The 18,104-nt window shown below is 60.5% G+C and carries 11 protein-coding genes; 10 read left to right on the top strand and 1 reads right to left on the bottom strand.

Annotated elements, in window-relative coordinates:
* Positions 1 to 75: 75 nt before the first annotated feature.
* The 9 genes from OP10G_RS14825 to OP10G_RS24770 all read left to right on the top strand — a co-directional run bounded on the left by OP10G_RS14825 (position 76) and on the right by OP10G_RS24770 (position 15,124).
* Entirely contained in the window at positions 76 to 723 is a 648-nt protein-coding gene (locus OP10G_RS14825; protein WP_025229653.1) for a DUF3011 domain-containing protein, read from the top strand.
* Positions 724 to 994: 271 nt separating this feature from the next.
* Positions 995 to 2,146 (top strand): HAMP domain-containing protein, encoded by a 1,152-nt coding sequence (locus OP10G_RS27430; protein ID WP_227624937.1) that lies wholly within the window; start codon positions 995 to 997, stop codon positions 2,144 to 2,146.
* 5 nt (positions 2,147 to 2,151) lie between these two features.
* A complete protein-coding gene (locus OP10G_RS14820) occupies positions 2,152 to 7,161 on the top strand; it encodes a HAMP domain-containing protein (protein WP_227625138.1) in 5,010 nt (1,669 codons plus the stop codon).
* A 17-nt stretch (positions 7,162 to 7,178) separates the two neighbouring features.
* Positions 7,179 to 8,417 carry a sensor histidine kinase gene (locus OP10G_RS14815; protein ID WP_025229654.1) on the top strand — a complete coding sequence of 413 codons (1,239 nt, stop codon included), beginning with the start codon at positions 7,179 to 7,181 and terminating at the stop codon, positions 8,415 to 8,417.
* A gap of 281 nt (positions 8,418 to 8,698) precedes the next feature.
* The gene (locus tag OP10G_RS14810) at positions 8,699 to 10,744 is read left to right on the top strand and encodes a CHASE2 domain-containing protein (RefSeq protein ID WP_025229655.1); all 2,046 of its coding nucleotides are present in this window, start codon (positions 8,699 to 8,701) and stop codon (positions 10,742 to 10,744) included.
* A 50-nt stretch (positions 10,745 to 10,794) separates the two neighbouring features.
* Entirely contained in the window at positions 10,795 to 12,438 is a 1,644-nt protein-coding gene (locus OP10G_RS14805; protein ID WP_025229656.1) for a FecR domain-containing protein, read from the top strand.
* Positions 12,439 to 12,469: 31 nt separating this feature from the next.
* Positions 12,470 to 14,056 carry a gamma-glutamyltransferase family protein gene (locus OP10G_RS14800; RefSeq protein ID WP_025229657.1) on the top strand — a complete coding sequence of 529 codons (1,587 nt, stop codon included), beginning with the start codon at positions 12,470 to 12,472 and terminating at the stop codon, positions 14,054 to 14,056.
* A 67-nt stretch (positions 14,057 to 14,123) separates the two neighbouring features.
* Positions 14,124 to 14,543 (top strand): hypothetical protein, encoded by a 420-nt coding sequence (locus tag OP10G_RS14795; RefSeq protein WP_144241178.1) that lies wholly within the window; start codon positions 14,124 to 14,126, stop codon positions 14,541 to 14,543.
* Positions 14,544 to 14,713: 170 nt separating this feature from the next.
* On the top strand, positions 14,714 to 15,124 hold the full coding sequence (locus OP10G_RS24770) for a prepilin-type N-terminal cleavage/methylation domain-containing protein (protein ID WP_025229659.1): 411 nt from the start codon (positions 14,714 to 14,716) through the stop codon (positions 15,122 to 15,124).
* A gap of 73 nt (positions 15,125 to 15,197) precedes the next feature.
* On the opposite strand, the gene OP10G_RS14785 is transcribed toward OP10G_RS24770, so the two are convergent.
* A complete protein-coding gene (locus tag OP10G_RS14785; RefSeq protein WP_038475411.1) occupies positions 15,198 to 15,833 on the bottom strand; it encodes a cyclase family protein in 636 nt (211 codons plus the stop codon).
* 43 nt (positions 15,834 to 15,876) lie between these two features.
* Here OP10G_RS14785 and OP10G_RS14780 point away from each other — a divergent pair, with 43 nt between their 5' ends.
* Complete coding sequence (locus tag OP10G_RS14780) at positions 15,877 to 18,051, top strand: transferrin receptor-like dimerization domain-containing protein (protein WP_025229661.1); 2,175 nt, start codon at positions 15,877 to 15,879, stop codon at positions 18,049 to 18,051.
* Positions 18,052 to 18,104: the final 53 nt, after the last annotated feature.

Here is an 18,104-nt window from a genome sequence, read left to right as displayed (position 1 = left end):
GTGCGGTGAAAAGAAACTTGACGGTCCGCTGGTCGTCCGGTTAGATAACGATTTCCCAAAAGGAGGAGAATCACAATGAAACAAACCACAAAGGTGGCTGTTCGAGGAACGGCGGTTGTCTTAGGCGCTGCGATCGCGGCGTTCGGATTTGCGTTCGTTCAGGCGCGCATGACGGTGGAGAGCCGCGACGGTCGCCGCGCCTATCGCCGCATCGACGACCGGCGATACGAAAACGGCAATTTCCGCGTCCGCCTTATCCGTCGACTTTCCGACGCGGCCTGCATCGAAGGGCGGTCGTGGGGCTACGACCGCAACGGCATCTGGGTCGATCGTGGCTGCCGCGCCGAGTTTGAGATCACCACCTCGAACTGGGGCGACGATCGAGGAAACGGCGATCCGTGGAATAACAGCGGTTGGCACAACGGCCGATGGAACGGCGGCCAGTACGACGAGCGCTGGAGAAATCGCCGCAATAATGGCGACACTCGCCAAATCACCATCCAGGGCCGAGGCGAGCGCCGGGCCTATACGCGCATCGATACCCGGGGCGGAGTGCGCCTGGTTCGCCGCCTGTCCGACGCTCCCTGCGAGGAAGGCCGATCCTGGGGTTACGACCAAAACGGCATCTGGGTAAGCCGGGGATGCCGCGCAATCTTCGAAATCAACAGCTATCGCGGCCGAAGCGGCGACTGGGGCCGGAACGGGGATCGGATCCGCGATTAACCGTCGCGGCATGGGCTTCCCGCCCATGTGTATCACCCCCATCCCCACGTAGCATCGGCTCCCAGCCGATGATCCCTACGACCATCTTGGTCGTAGGATCGGTCCAAGGGCAGAGATGTCCTTGGACCCTCCTGCCAACTTACTGCCAGCGCTGAGCCCCGAAGCAAAAGGAGGACACTTGCCGCAACCCCCTTCCACCTTGCGGGTTCTTGCGCTACACTACGCAAGATATATGCCCAGCTAACATGCTGGGTGGCTTGCGAGTGCACCGATGAAGAAGGCTTCCGAAGCTCCAAACCCAGCTCCCTCCGGTACGGTTTACACCGAAGAACAGCTCCGACCACTGCTCACCGCGCTGGAGGCCGTAAACGGCGGCGACTTTAGCGTTCGGTTGCCGAGCGTTAAAACCGGCGTCCTCGCCGAGATCAGTAAGCGCTTCAACGAGCTCGTCGCTTTGAACGAGCGACAGGCGCAAGAGATCGTCCGCGTCGGCCGCCTTGTTGGCCGCGAAGGTCGAATGACCGAACGTGCCGAGCTCAAAAACGCCAGTGGCACCTGGGCAGTGAGCGTCCAGGGGATCAACACCCTCATCGAAGACCTCGCCCGTCCAACGACTGAGGTCGCCCGCGTCATCACCGCGGTAGCCGAAGGCGACCTCTCGCAGAAGATGGCGCTCGAGATCGAAGGAACCCCGGTCAAGGGAGAGTTCCTCCGCATCGGAACGACGGTTAACACCATGGTCGACCAGCTCCGCGCGTTCGCGGACGAGGTAACCCGTGTGGCCCGCGAAGTCGGTACCGAGGGAATCCTGGGAGGCCAGGCGAAGGTGCCGGGCGTCAGCGGCACCTGGAAGGACCTAACCGACAACGTAAACCTCCTCGCCGGAAACCTTACGGAGCAAGTCCGGAACATTGCCAAGGTCACCACCGCGGTCGCGAACGGCGACCTTAGCCAGAAGATTACAGTCGACGCCAAAGGCGAAATTCTCGACCTGAAGAACACGGTTAACACGATGGTCGACCAGCTCGGCTCGTTCGCCGACGAAGTTACCCGTGTCGCCCGCGAGGTCGGCACGGAAGGGATCCTCGGCGGCCAGGCGAAAGTGCCGAACGTTGCGGGAACTTGGAAAGACCTCACCGACAACGTTAACTTCATGGCCTCGAACCTTACCAACCAGGTTCGTAACATCGCCCTCGTTACCACCGCAGTCGCGAATGGCGACCTTAGCCAGAAGATTACGGTCGATGCGAAGGGGGAAATTCTCGACCTGAAGAACACGGTAACACGATGGTCGACCAGCTCGGCTCGTTCGCCGATGAAGTCACCCGTGTCGCCCGCGAGGTCGGCACGGAAGGAAAGCTTGGTGGTCAGGCAAAGGTGGGCGGCGTCAGCGGCACCTGGAAGGACCTCACCGACAACGTAAACTTCATGGCCTCCAACCTGACGACCCAGGTGCGAGGTATCGCCCGGGTCGTCACCGCCGTTGCAAACGGCGACCTAAAGCAGAAACTCGACCTGGAAGCGAAGGGCGAAGTCGCTGCGCTCGTCGAAACGATCAACTCGATGACCGACACCCTAGTCACCTTCGCCGACCAGGTAACCACCGTAGCCCGCGAAGTCGGCACGGAAGGAAAACTGGGCGGACAAGCGGTCGTACCGAACGTTGCCGGCACTTGGAAGGACCTCACCGACAACGTAAACTTCATGGCCTCCAACCTCACGACGCAAGTGCGAGGCATCGCCCGCGTCGTCACCGCCGTTGCAAACGGCGACCTGAATCAGAAGCTTGACCTCGAAGCAAAGGGCGAAGTCGCCGCGCTCGTGGACACGATCAACTCGATGACCAACACGCTCGGCACCTTCGCCGACCAGGTCACCACTGTCGCCCGCGAAGTCGGCACCGAAGGAAAGCTGGGAGGGCAGGCCGATGTACCCGGCGTCGCCGGCACCTGGAAAGACCTCACCGACAACGTAAACCTTCTCGCTTCGAACCTGACGAACCAAGTGCGAAACATCGCCCTCGTTACCACCGCGGTCGCGAACGGCGACCTTTCGCAGAAGATCACCGTCGACGTAAAGGGCGAGGTCTTGGAGCTGAAGAACACGATCAACACGATGGTCGACCAGCTCAACTCGTTTGCGGACGAGGTCACGCGCGTCGCCCGAGAAGTCGGCACGGAAGGAATCCTCGGAGGACAAGCGAACGTTAAGGGGGTCAGCGGAACGTGGCGCGACCTTACCGACTCCGTAAACTTCATGGCTTCGAACCTGACCACTCAGGTGCGAAACATCGCGAAGGTCACCACCGCGGTCGCGAACGGCGACCTTAGCCAGAAGATCACCGTCGACGTAAAAGGCGAAATCCTCGAGCTCAAGGACACGATCAACACGATGGTCGACCAGCTCGGCTCGTTCGCGGACGAGGTCACGCGCGTCGCAAGAGAGGTCGGTACCGAAGGAAAACTAGGTGTACAGGCGAACGTTAAGGGGGTCTCCGGAACGTGGAAAGACCTTACCGACAACGTTAACTTCATGGCCTCGAACCTGACGGACCAGGTGCGAAACATCGCCCTCGTAACCACCGCAGTTGCAAACGGCGACCTTAGCCAGAAGATCACGGTAGACGTTAAAGGCGAAATCCTCGACCTCAAGAACACGATCAACACGATGGTGGACCAGCTACGGTCGTTCGCGGACGAGGTCACCCGTGTGGCCCGCGAAGTCGGAACGGAAGGAATCCTGGGTGGCCAAGCCAACGTGCGCGGCGTCTCGGGAACCTGGAAAGACCTCACCGACAACGTTAACTTCATGGCCTCGAACCTCACCACTCAGGTGCGGGGCATCGTTAAAGTCGTTACCGCGGTCGCGAACGGCGACCTGAACCAGAAGCTTCAAGTGCAAGCGAAGGGAGAGGTCGCGGCCCTCGCCGACACGATCAACTCGATGACCGAAACGCTGTCGACCTTTGCCGACCAGGTAACCACCGTGGCCCGAGACGTCGGTACGGAAGGAATCCTGGGTGGCCAAGCCCGGGTCCCTGGCGTTGCCGGTACGTGGAAGGACCTTACGGACTCTGTAAACTTCATGGCCTCGAACCTCACCACCCAGGTGCGAGGCATCGCCAAGGTCGTTACCGCGGTTGCGAACGGCGACCTGAAACAGAAACTAGTCCTGGACGCCCGCGGCGAAGTCGCCGCGCTCGTGGACACGATCAACTCCATGACGGAGACGCTCTCGATCTTCGCCGCTCAGGTAACCACCGTGGCCCGCGAAGTGGGAACGGAAGGAAAGCTGGGGGGTCAGGCGAACGTTCCGAACGTCGCGGGAACCTGGAAAGACCTTACCGACAACGTAAACTTCATGGCGAACTCGCTTACCGTCCAGGTGCGAGCCATCCAAGACGTTGCCACCGCCGTCGCGGCGGGCGACCTTACCCGGACGATCACCGTGGACGCCCAGGGTGAGGTGCAAGCCCTCAAAGACAACATCAACCAGATGATCTCCAACCTCCGCTCGACCACCGAGCAGAACAAGGAGCAAGACTGGTTAAAGACGAACCTTGCCAACTTCAGCCGCATGATGCAAGGGCAAAAATCGCTGGAGTCCGTCGGCCGCCTCATCATGAGCGAGCTGACGCCGCTCGTCTCGGCTCACGCCGGAGTCTTCTTTATCGCCGATTCGACGACCGGCGAAACGATGCTGAAGCTCCTGCGTGCGTTCGGCTACAAGGAAAGGAAGTCAGTCTCGAACCGCTTCCATCTAGGCGAAGGGTTAGTCGGCCAATGCGCCCTCGAAAAGACGAGCATCCTGCTCACTAACGTTCCGCCGGACTACATTCAGATCAACTCTGGATTGGGGGCGGCGTCTCCGCTCAACATCATTGTCCTGCCGGTCTTGTTCGAAGGCGAGGTGCTCGCCGTCATCGAGCTGGCCAGCTTCCTGCCGTTCAGCGCGATCCACCGAACGTTCCTCGACCAGTTGATGGAGAGCATCGGCGTCGTCATCAACATGATCCAGGCGAACATGAGGACGGAGGAGCTGCTCAAGCAGTCCCAAAGCCTTACGCAAGAGCTTCAAAGCCAGTCGCAAGAGCTGCAGAGCCAGCAAGACCAGCTTCGCCGAACCAACTCCGAACTGGAGAAGCAGGCGAATGAGCTCGAAGAGAAAGCCGAACAGCTCGAAGCTCAGAACCGGGAGGTCGAGCTCAAGAATCGGGAAGTCGAGCTAGCCCGCGCCGACCTGGAAGAGAAGGCCGAGCAACTTGCGCTCAGCTCTCGCTACAAGAGCGAGTTCCTCGCCAACATGTCGCACGAGCTGCGAACGCCGCTCAACAGCATGCTGATCTTGGCGAAGCTGATGAGCGACAACACCGAGAAGAATCTGACCAAGAAGCAGATCGACTTCGCCACCACGATCCACCAGTCCGGCGAAGACCTTCTCAATCTGATCAACGAGATCCTCGACCTGTCGAAGATCGAAGCCGGCAAGATGGAGATCGAGGTCACTCGGGTTCCGTTGCGGGAGGTTCAGGAGTACGTCAACCGGTCGATCCGCCACATGGCGGAGCAAAAGGGGCTCGAGTTCCGCGTCCAGCTCGCGCCGGACGCACCCGCCGCGATCACAACCGATTCGCAACGGTTGCAGCAGGTGCTAAGAAACCTGCTCAGCAATGCGTTCAAGTTCACCGAGAAGGGATTCGTCGAGCTCAGCATCGAGCGCTCGGATCGAGACATCGTTCTCGAGAACGGCATTCTTTGCCCGGCCGGCGATCTCATCGCCTTCCGGGTCACCGATACCGGCGTGGGAATCTCGGCGGACAAGCATCAGCTCATCTTCGAGGCGTTCCAGCAAGCCGACGGCACCACCAGCCGGAAGTACGGCGGCACCGGTCTGGGGCTCTCGATCAGCAGCGCCATCACCAGGCTGCTCGGCGGACGGATCCGGGTAGAGAGCGAAGTCGGCAAGGGGAGCACCTTCACCCTCTATCTGCCGCACACCTACGTGGCGCCGCCGGTTCCGGAGATCCCCACCGCTTTCTCTTCGAACACGCCGTCCGGAATGGCCTACGCGGATATTCCGACGAAGTTCACGGATAGCGTCACTGGCGTCCGATCCGCCCCCAGCGTGCTTATCGAAGGAGAAGACGACCGGAACAACATCACTGAAAAGGATCGGGTGGTGTTGATCGTCGAGGACGACATGACGTTCTCGAACATCCTCCTGGACGTCGCTCGGAATCAGGGGTTCAAGGGCTTGGTCGCCTACGACGGCCTTACCGCCCTCGACCTTGCCAACCAATATAAACCCGACGCGATCAGTCTCGACCTGAAGCTGCCCGACGTGGACGGGTGGAAGGTGCTCGACCAACTGAAGCGCGACCCAGCCACACGCCACATTCCGGTCCAGGTTATCTCCGTCATGGATCGCCAGAAAGGAGCTGCCATGGGCGCGATCTCCTATCTCGAAAAGCCGGTTACGAGACCGGCGCTGGAGGGTGCGTTCGCCCATATCAAGGGTTACGTCAACCGGGAGATCAAGGAGTTGCTCATCGTCGAGGACGACGAGGTGCAGCGCAGCACGATCGGCGAGCTCTTGGGCGCCGAGGTGGTGAAGATCACCGCCGTCGCGACTGGCGAAGAGGCGCTAAAAGCGCTCCAAAACGGGTCCTTCGACTGCCTTATTCTCGACCTTTCCCTGCCCGACATGGCGGGTTTCGAGGTGCTTAAGCGGATCCGGAAGCAGGAGCGCCTCAAGGAGCTCCCGGTAATCATCTACACCGGAAAGGATCTGACGAAGCAGGAAGAAGCTCAGCTCAAGCGGTACGCCACCACGATCATCGCGAAGGGTTCGGCCTCCACCGAGCCGTTGGTTGATAAGACCGCCCTCTTCCTCCACCGGGTCGTTGAAAAGATGCCTCCGGCTCAGAGGGAATTCCTCGAACGGCGATGGCAAGACAGCATGCCGTCGATGCCAAGGCCCGTTCCAACTCGAAAGTCGCTGCCGATACCGTCGCGCAACGGCGCAACCACGGCTACGCTCACGAAACCGGAGGGGCTCGTAGGGCGTCAAGTGCTCGTGGTGGACGACGATGTACGCAATATCTTCGCCCTTACGAGCATGTTGGAGTCTCAGGGACTAACGGTTCAATTTGAGGAAAGCGGGAACGACGCGATCCAAACTCTCATCCAACATCCGGACATCGACGTTGTCCTCATGGACGTGATGATGCCGGACATGGACGGATACGAAACGACCCGCAAGATCCGGAACATTCCATCTCTGAAGAACATTCCAATCATCGCCCTCACCGCGAAGGCAATGGAGGGGGACCGCGAGAAGTGCATAACCGCAGGGGCGAACGACTACATCACAAAGCCCGTGGACACGGGGGCGCTATTGACGATGCTTCGACGACACCTCGGCATCTCCGAGACGTAGGAAATGATGGGGTGACTATGTTCATGGAACACGCGGCGGTCGAGGTCGGCCACCGCGCTAACATCCTCCTTGTAGACGACCGGCGGGAAAATCTGACGGCGCTCAAGGCGGTGCTCGAGCCTCTGGGGGAGCGACTCTGGTTCGCTTCGTCCGGCGAAGAGGCGTTGCGGCACCTTCTCAAGGAGGATTTCGCGCTAATTCTGATGGACGCGCAAATGCCGGGGATGAACGGGTTCGAGACCGCCGAACTGATTCGCGGCAGAGAGCGGACCCGCACGGTCCCTATCATTTTCGTGACCGCCCACAGTCAAGAAGAGCAGCAGCGGTTCCTAAGCTATTCGGTAGGAGCGGTCGACTACCTCACCAAACCGTTCAATCCGGAGATTTTGCGCTCCAAAGTCCGGGTGTTCGTGGATCTCTACAAGGCGAACGAGCAGTTGCGGATCCAAACCCTCCTCCTCCACGAAAGCGAGCTCCGGGAAGCGGAGCGCCGCCAGCGCGAAACTCAAGAGGCGCTGGAGCACCAGCACATGCGCGATCTTGCCGAGGAGCTGGAACGGCGCGTGGTGGAGCGAACCACCGAGTTAGTTGCGGCGAACGAGGAGATGGAAGCGTTCTGCTACTCCGTATCGCACGACCTGCGTGCACCGTTGCGAACGGTCTGCTCGACCAGTAAGATGCTGCTCGAAGACGCCGCCGACCGCCTCACGGAGAACGAGCGCGAATACCTCGAGCGGCAGTCGAAAGCGGCAAACCGCCTAGCCGAGCTCATCGACAATCTGCTGCAGCTTTCCCGCCTCGGCCGCAAAAACATGGAACTTCAGCAGGTCGACATCAGCGAGATCGCTACGTCGGTAGCGGAGGAACTGAAGAATCGTCCTTGGCCCAGCCCGATCGATATCCAGATCGAGCCGAATATGTGCGCCGTGGCCGACCCGGGCCTCATTAGGATCCTCCTCGACAATGCGATGGAGAACGCCTGCAAGTATTCGCCGCAGGGCGGCACGATCACCGTCGGTTCGTGTCCCCGGGATGGGAAAACGGTCTTCTTCGTGCGCGACCAAGGCGTCGGCTTCGATATGCAATATGCCGAGAAGATCTTCCGCCCCTTCGAGCGGCTCGTCCACGAGCACGAGTTTGAAGGAACCGGCATCGGCCTCGCCAACGTCTCCCGAATCATCAAACGCCACCGAGGCTCTGTCTGGGTAGAAAGCGAACCCGGTCACGGCACCACGTTGTATTTCACCCTCGGCTAGATATAGACTGCGGTGGCCTGCCACCGCTTTCGGCCAGCGAGCCTGCGAGCGCCGCTTGCCACTTAGTAATCGTCTTCTAGGCTTAGTTTATCGATAGGAAACGCCGGGGCTAGCAACGGCTCGGGATGGGCTGTGGGGCCACTGCTTCACAGAAATAGATTATGGCAACACGGCGCTCGCAGGCTCGCTGAGCAAAAGCGGTGGCAGGCCACCGCAGTCTATACAGCTTTGTCCCTTACGATTTTGCGTCCGGCGAGAGGGTTTCTCGCTACACTCCAACTGTGAAGCGGAAGGTCCAGGCAAACGGCGAGCCACGGCAATTCATTAAATTCGGCCGCAAGTTCTTCGTCGCCGTCGCTTTGGCGGCGTTTGCAGCAACCCTAAGCGCTTTCGCTTGGCCGCCGGGACGCTTCGAAGTTCCACCCATGATTGCCTCGGCGATCGGGCCGGTAAGGTTCGCGGAGGAAAAGGGCTACGACGCAATGATGGCGTTGCGTGGTCCGATGTCCGAAAGGCTCGATCCAAGTATTGTCGTAGTCGGCTTCGATCACGCCGATGAGGTGGAGCTCAAGCACAATTGGGCGGTTCCACGCCGTTTTCACGCCCAAGTGATCAAGAACATTCTCGCGGATGGAGCGAAGCTCGTCGTTTACGACGTCCTTTTTGCCGGCCCCTCCCCCTTCGGCCGGGAAGACGATCTAGCTTTAGACAAAGTTTTGAGGAGCACAAAGAAGGTAGTGCTCACCATGCGCATCGACCGCGACATCGCCCGCGATCGCAAATCCGTGGAGGCGCCCTACCACGATGACGAAGACAACGGTATCGACTTCGAGGGCCACGCCAGAGTCGGGCTGGCCGAAGTCACACCGGATGCCGACGACCGAGTTGTGCGCGCGATGGTGCCCGTGATGACCGTTCAGGGTGAGTTGATTCCAAGCTTGCCGGTTGCCGCCTACATGGCCCTGCACAACCTAGATGAGAAAAGCATCCGAGTTCGGCCAGATGCCGTGAACCTGGGTTCGCTGAGAATTCCCCGCACTGGGTTCACCCTTACCGATCCTAAAGACCACACCGAAATTCCGTTCGTCAAGATCGACTATCCGAGCGCTTCTCCGCTGAACATGAATTCCGGCTCATTCAGTCAAGCTGCCGGACAGCCCCCGGACTATCTTCCCGGCAGCGCTCCCAGTTTTGCTCCCGGCGTTTTCAAAGATAAGATCGTATTCGTCGGGGTCACCGGCCTCGACCTGATGAAAGCTCTTGGAGAGCAGTATCCAACCGCCTACACCAGCATTCGAGGCGACAAAGTCGGTTCGGTTGTACGGCAGGAGATGCCCGGGGTCGTGCTGCAGGCGCTGCATTTTAACGCCCTCCTTCAGCACACCTTTGTACGAGAAACCACCTTCGCCGGCATCTGGGGAATGGTTTTCCTCACGACCCTCGGGGCGATCGCGATGGTGCGGAGGAACAGCAATCTTGTCGGCCTACTAATGGTCCTCGGCTGCGGATTCTTGGTCTTTGGATTCTCCTACCTGTCGCTAAAGTATTCGTCGCTGCACGTCCCCTGGATCGTGCCCATTGGTCTCATCTTTCTCTCGTCCGCCGGCGTTGGCTGGCTTGAGAGCGGGTCGATCAAGCGGCGGTGGGCCGGCTATGTTTCGCCCGCCGTCCTCGAACAGATTCTCCAGAGCGAGGAGAGCATCGGCGCCCGCCGGTACGACGCGTCGGTCATGTTCGGCGATATCCGCGGGTTCACCTCGTTTAGCGAGAAGCACTCGCCGGAAAAAGTGGTCGACCTCCTGAACCTGCACCTCGAAAAGATGACGACGATCATCGCCAAGGCTAACGGAACGATTGACAAGTTTCTCGGCGACGGCATCCTCGCCGTCTTCGGGGCTCCCATCTCATTCGAAGGAAGCGCGATCGCGGCCGTACGCGCGGCATGGCAGATGAGAGAGGCCGCAATGAGGCCGGTCGTCGATGCCGAAGGTCAGTCCCACGTCCTGGCCACCGGCTTCGGAATCACCACCGGTGGCTTCCTCGGCGGCGACATCGGCAGCAAGCAGCTGCGGAACTGGACGATTATCGGCGACACCGTAAACCTCGCCTCCCGGTTGCAAGGGGTAACGGGCGAGCCAGACGTGATCATCGACGAGCCAACGTACGACTTGGTAAGACGACACGTCAGGGTTGAGTCCCTAGGCGCGGTTACTTTGAAGGGGAAATCGCAGCCGGTTCCGTGTTTCAAGGTCGTCGAATGGTCCGAAACTCCCTTTGAAGACCCATCCGAAGATAGGCCGGCACGAGATTCCGTAGCAACCAAATAGGAAAACGGCATAGAATGGCCTGGGCGGGAATACTCCTGCCCAGGCACACAATGGCCCGATCACGCAATGTCGCACTCGCCGTCGTCACCTTCGCCACCATCGCCGTCGCGAACGCCCAAGAAGTTGGGAAGCTTTCCATCGTCCGCCAAGTCAAGATAACCCGCGAAGCGGGAGGAAGCGATTACGTCGACGCTCGCGAGGGGCAGCGAGTAAAAAATCACTACGGCATCCGCACGTTGCGCCGCTCGCACGCGCAAATCGATTTCGACGATCATTCGATCCTCCGCATCAACGAGCGGACTGATATGACCATCGAAGACTCAGCGTCCCTACGACAAATCCAACTCCATCAGGGCGCCGTCTGGGTCAAGGTCGCCAAGGGCGTGAACACCACGGTCCAAACTCCAACCGCCACGGCTACCGCGCGCGGCACCGCATTCGAGGTCAGATCGAACGGCGACCTTCTCGTCTACGAAGGCACCGTCGACATGACCATCGGCGGACGCACCATCTCGGTCACGGCCGGACAAAAAGTAACCGTAGGAGCCGATGGCCAGCCCTCGGAGCCTACGCAGCTATCGCCCGCCGAAACCCCGACCGGCAAAGATGGGGGAGTTAAAGGCAACGGGGAAACCCTTACCGGCGGTAACACCTGGTTCGGAGGGTTCGAGAACGAAGCCGGCCAGCTCGTCTTGGGAGGCACCCAAAGCTTCGTCACCATCCGCTCCGACCCCGTAAACGAGTCGACGAAAAACACCGCGGTAGGCACCGGATCTCTCAGCGTGATCGTTCGCGGGAACCGGGCTCCCGGCATCGACCCCAAGCGGGATCTGCCATTGGTGGACGATACGGAAACCTCGTACCTCATCCCCGCGATCGCCCTGGGCGCGAGCCTTGCCGCCGACCACGACCACCTATATCCGCTATACGCCCCTGCGCTTAGGACTACCGTTTTCGGATTTGCAGGCACTCCGGCTTTCGCCGGTGGCCGAGCCGACGTAGACGGAATGCTCGGAGACTCCCGCTACAGCTACGAAGCGAACGTTATCCAGTTCTATCACGAACCTGAAACCGGAGTCTTGGGTCGCTTCGGGTCGGTGCTTGCCCTAGAGCGCCCGATGACCGACGAGGTGAAGGTCTTCGCCGGTCGGCGGCGGTTCTACCATGGACCTGTCTTCAACGACACCGTTGACACCCAACTCATCGCCGATCGCTTCTCGTCCGCCGGATTCCGGATGGACAAAAAAGCTCTCTCCGTGGAGGCGGCGTACATCTATGACGCGAACAAGTACGTTTCGGGCGCTCAAAGCGGCGGGCTCGCCTCAGTATTCTTCCGCGCCTACGGCGGCGTGATCGGCGGCCACTTCCTGGAGACATCCGGGATCCGAGGGGGCGGACACGGTCGAGCGGCCAGCCTCTCCATGCCCCTAATCCGCAACGTTCTTGACGGGTACGGCGAATTCGGAAACGGAATCGACGGCACCACCAACGAAACCGTCGGCGCGTACCTTCCCGCGGTGTTCCAGAAGACCGGAGTCGATGTCTTCCTCGAGTACGGGCGCAAACGCGGCGTGCAACAGGCCTACTCCGTCACCGGTATGTATGCGATTCCGAAGGGCCCCTTGGCCCGCGCATCCGTCGAATGGGTCGACGGTACGTCCCGGCTGAATTTCGGTCTCGCCTATAAATTCTAAGTAGCGCTCGCTTGGTATCGTCTGGTTCTCAATGACTCAGGATTCTCGATACCTAAGCGTGCGCCAGCCACTTTTGGCCCGGAACGTCGTGGCCACATCCCAGCCACTGGCCGCGCAAGCGGGACTCCGAATGCTTTGGGCCGGCGGCAACGCCGTCGACGCGGCGGTCGCAACGGCGATCGCTCTCACCGTCGTCGAGCCGACCAGCAACGGGATCGGGAGTGACGCGTTCGCGATCCTTTGGGATGGCGAGGCGCTGCATGGGCTCAATGCCTCCGGACGATCACCCGCGGGCTGGACGCCGGAGCGCTTTGCGAACCTGCAAACAATGCCGCAACGCGGCTGGGATACCGTCACCGTCCCGGGCGCGGTCTCGGCTTGGAGGGCGCTTTCGGAGCGGTTCGGGCGGCTCCCCTTTCGCGATCTGTTCGAGCCCGCGATCGCCTACGCCCGCGAAGGCTACGCCGTGTCCCCCGTCATCGCCCGCTCGTGGCAGCGAGCGGCGGAGGTTCTGCACCACCAGCCCGGTTTTGCCGAGGCGTTCATGCCTGGCGGATCGGCGCCTACGGCCGGGCAAACGTTTCGGCTTCCCGCAATGGCCGACACGCTGAGCCGGATCGCCGAAACCGGTGGAGAGGATTTTTATCTGGGAGACCTTGCCCGACGAATGGTCGACTTTTCCAACCGGTGCGGAGGCGTGATGAGCCTGGAAGATCTTGCCGGCCACCAAGCCGACTGGTGCGGCACCGTTTCGCTCGAGTGGTATGGGTACGAGATTCACGAGATTCCGCCGAACGGCCAGGGGATCGCGGCACTGATCGCGCTTGGAATCCTGCAGGAGTTCGGCGGTCTTGATCGGATCTCTCCAGACTCTCCCGAATCGATCCATCTCCAAATCGAAGCGATGAAGCTCGCCTTCGCAGACCTTCACCAATACGTGGCGGACGCCGACCACATGGAAGTGACGCCGGCCTCCCTGCTCGACGGCGCTTACTTGCGTGGTCGAGCCTGGCTCATCGATCGGTCCCGCGCGGCCCAACCGGAGTTCGGGATGCCGCCTAACAGCGGGACGGTGTATCTCACTGCCGCCGACGAGCGCGGGATGATGGTTTCCTTCATCCAATCCAACTACATGGGTTTCGGCTCTGGCGTCGTAGTCCCTGGGACCGGCATCAGCCTCCAGAACCGCGGATGCGGCTTCCGGTCGCAGCCGGGACATGCCAACTCGGTCGGACCGCGTAAACGGCCATTCCACACCATCATCCCCGGATTCGTCACTCAAGGTGGCCAGCCGGCGATGAGCTTTGGCGTCATGGGCGGGGCGATGCAAGCTCAGGGGCATCTCCAGATGGCGATCCGAGTTTTGCTGAACGGACAAAACCCGCAGGAAGCGGCCGACGCTCCCCGTTGGCAAGTAATGGAAGGCGGCTCCGTCGCCGTCGAAACGGCGATGCCGCCAACGGTCGTGGAGCGGTTGCGCACGCTGGGCCACGAGGTTGAGGTCCAGCCGGGCTGGACGAATCAAGCGTTCGGAGGCGCTCAACTCATACGGCGAAACGGTGACGGATACGTGGCCGGCACCGAATCCAGGAAAGACGGGGCGGCGGTTGGCTTTTAGAAAAATGGCGCACATCTTTACATAGCGTCTACATGTTTCGTCCACATTCCTTGATATTATGGTGGACATGCAGGTGCTTACCAGGAAGGTTATTCGGCAGACTCGTCTACCTATCGAAGGACGCCACACGGTGGTGGCGCGCAGCTTCGCCGGCATGATCGGGGACACGATCCAAGAATTCCGAGCGTCGCACGGGCCGGTAGCGGCGGTGATTTCCGTCCGTTCCCTGCACAGCACGCCCGAACTGGGATATCGAACGCGAGGGCTGCTGGTCGCCGAGGCGGAAGGTGTTCCGGGACTCCTCTCCGGTATCGCCCGCGAAGTCGTCGACACCATGGACAACCAAGACCCCACGCGCCGAGCCGTCGTGATCGTCTACGACGAAGCGATGGTGCCCGGCCGAACTTGCACGGTTTTCGAGCTCGATCTCCGGACCGGAGGGTTGATCGGCGACGAGCGGCGGATGAGCGGTCTGGGACTTCGCTAGGCCCGGTAGGGCTTAGAGCGTAGGTTCAAATCGCCGTTTTCTGGGCGTTTTTTGTCCGAAATAATTGCGCCCCCTAAGGTTTCTCCGGGCATTGCCGAAAACGAAAGACAGGAAGAGCTACCGAGACAAGAACGCTCAAGCAACTCGCCTCAACCGGAGAACAGACCAAAATGCCATCCTTCAAGAAGAACAATCGCCGTGGTTTCACCCTCGTCGAACTCCTCGTCGTCGTCCTGATCCTCGCCACTCTCATGGCGGTCGCGTTGCCGCTCTACCTGAGCTCGGTCGCCGACTCCAGTAAGAAGACCTGCCGAGCCAACATGCAGTCGATCGCCAACGCCGCCCAGGCGTGGAAAGTGAAGAACCGAGCCGCCGACTTCACCACGATGACGATCTCCGCTCTCACTCCCGACCTCGGCGCAGTGCCGAGCTGTCCGGACGGCGGCACGTACTCCGTCGCCACCACCGGTTCGGTGAACGACGAGGGCGGCGCCTCCACCGCCATCCCCACCGGCTCCCTCGGCATCAGCTGCAGCCATGCCGGCCACAACGGCTTCATCCCTGGCGTGATGACCAAGTAAGTCGAAAAGTTCCTTCCAAAAAGAACCAAACCGAAGCACCTCCTGGGGCCCCGTCACACGACGGGGCCCTGCTTCATTTAAAGGGCAGCAAAATCGCCCGAACAGGCGATCCATCCCCCTCCGCGATCTTAAGGGGAAGCGCGAATAAGCTATACCGCCCCGGAGCCACCTGCAAGAGGTCGATCCCCTCGAGGATCGGAATGCCCGCGCCAAGTAGAGTGCGGTGCACTGGATACTCCTCGTCCCCGAAACGATCGGGGCTAAGGTAGTCGATCCCAACCAGCTTCGCACCCATCTCGACAAGGCTGAGCGCAGTCTCGTGCGCCACATAGACGTGGTCTTCGATGAACGTACGCGGGTCCCATCGATCAGAGTTGGATGTTCTAAATAGAATGCAACGCCCGCGGATTTCTTCCGCCATAGGAAGATCGGCGGGCTCGATCACAGCCCCGTGAGCGTGAACCACCACCGCTTGGCCACAAAACGAATCGAGGCTCATTTCGGCCACCGATAATCCACCAGCTACGAAATGGAGCGGCGGATCGACATGGGTGAGGAAGTGGGTAATCCAGCCAAGACGGGTCACGTTACAAGGCGACTCTTCGCCGATCGACAGGAATGGCGACATCTCCAACCGAGGATCGCCCGGATACACGACCGATTCCGCGGTGATCGTACGCGAAATATCGATGATGCCGTCGAATTCCATTTCCCATAAGGGTAGCCGACCGAGGTAGTCTCCGGGCTCGGTTATGAGCATCGTCGCTGCCTCCCTTGCCCTGCTCTTTCCCCAATCCACCCCAAGCCAAAGTCCGCTTCCTCAACCGAAGCCGATCCCGCTGGTTGGATTCTCCCCGGTCGGCTCCGTGCGCGAGCGCGAGCTCGAAACTAAGTTCGATGCCGCGATTAACGCCGGTGACCTCCGCGGATGGATGAAACGCCTGAGCGCGCGTCCGCACCACGTAGGATCTCCTTACGGGTTAGAAAACGCAAACTTCATGCTCAAGCTTTACGAGTCCTTTGGACTCCAAGCCCACATCGAGACGTTCACCGTCCTCTTCCCCTCTCCCCGCACCCGAATCCTCACGATGGGGATGTTCAAGGCGAAGCTGACCGAGCCACCGATCGTCGGCGACACCTCTGCCCGCCTAACCGCCGAGGAACTCCCCCCATACAACGCTTACTCGCGTGACGGAGACGTACGTGGAAAGCTGGTTTATGTCAACTTCGGCATGCCGGCGGACTATGAGGAACTGGAAAAGCGCGGCATTGAGGTTAAGGGCAAGATCGTCATCGCCCGATACGGCGGCGGATGGCGCGGAATTAAGCCGAAAGTCGCGGCCGAGCATGGCGCGATCGGGTGCCTTATCTACTCCGATCCGAAAGACGACGGCTACTTCCAGGGAGACGTCTACCCGCAGGGCGGTTATCGAAACGAGGACTCCGTCCAGCGAGGCTCGATCGCCGACATGCCGGTGTACCCGGGCGACCCGCTCACCCCGGGAATCGGAGCGACCAAGGATGCCAAACGGCTCGCTGTCACCGAAGCGCCGACGATCACTAAGATTCCGACCCTTCCGATTTCTTACGGGGATGCCATCCCACTGCTAAAAGATCTTACGGGACCCGTCGCGCCGGAGGCCTGGCGCGGCGCGCTACCCCTCACCTACCATATCGGACCGGGTAAATCCACGGTTCGGTTGAAGGTCGAGTTTGATTGGCAGCTGGTGGAGGCGCGAGACGTCATCGCGATCCTTCCCGGAACAGATCTGAAAGACCAGTGGGTGATTCGTGGAAACCACCACGACGCCTGGGTCTGTGGCGCCGACGATCCTCTCAGCGGCCAAGTCGCAATGTTGTCCGAAGCAAAGGCGCTCGGAGCGCTGGCCAAGAATGGATGGAAGCCGAAACGTACCATCGTCTACTGCTCGTGGGACGGAGAAGAGCCGGGGTTGCTCGGTTCGACCGAGTGGGTTGAGACTCACGCCGAGGAGCTATCGCAAAAGGCGGTCGCCTACATCAATTCCGACTCCAACTCTCGCGGCTTCTTCGGCGTCGGCGGGTCGCACAGCCTGGAGCCATTCATGAACGGTATCATGCGCGACGTCCCCGATGCCGAAGCGCCGATGTCTATCGGAGCCCGGCTGCGCGCCCGCGCCATTGTGACCGGCGCTGCTGAAGAGAAGAAGAAAGCGCGCAGCGCCGACGATCTCGCCATCTCGCCGTTAGGATCGGGAAGCGACTATTCCCCGTTCCTTCAGCACATCGGAGTGGCATCGTTAAACTTCGGCTTCGGAGGCGAAGGGGAGGGCAACCAGTACCACTCAGCTTACGACACCTTCGAGTGGTTCACCCGATTCCTGGACCCCGACTATGCTTACGGCGTTCTGCTCGCCAAGACCGGTGGCCGCGCGGTTCTTCGCATGGCGAACGCCGATTCGCTCCCGATGGACTACGGCCGATTCGCAACTGTCGTCGAGAAGTATGCGAAGGAGGTCGTCGCCCTCGTGGACGAGATGCGACAGAAGACCGATGACCTTAACGCCTCCATCGCCGACGGCTCCTTAGCCGCCTCCTTCGATCCGCGCGACAAAAACATCATCCCAGTTCCCAAAGCCGCGGTCCCGAAGGTGGATCTGAAGCCATTGCTGGACGCGGTCGCCCGATTGAAGGAAGCCGCGAAAAATTCTCGCCCGAACGACGCGAAGCTCATTCAGTGCGAGCGCGCCCTCCTCGGACCGGGTTTGCCCCGACGGACCTGGTACCGGCACACGATCTATGCGCCAGGCTTTTACACCGGTTACGGAGTGAAGACGCTTCCCGGAATCCGCGAGGCAATCGAGCAGCGAAACTGGCCGGAAGCCGAGGAACAAGCCAAGATTGCAGCCGAATCCTTAGACAAATTGGCCGCGCTTCTCCGGAATTAACCTTTTGAACGGCTCGCCTATGAGAACGATCGGCTAGCCGTGCCTGCGCCTCG

The organism is Fimbriimonas ginsengisoli Gsoil 348, from assembly GCF_000724625.1.
GTDB lineage: Bacteria > Armatimonadota > Fimbriimonadia > Fimbriimonadales > Fimbriimonadaceae > Fimbriimonas > Fimbriimonas ginsengisoli.
Note: the sequence above shows the minus strand (reverse complement) of the source record. Positions and strands in the feature narration are given on the sequence as shown.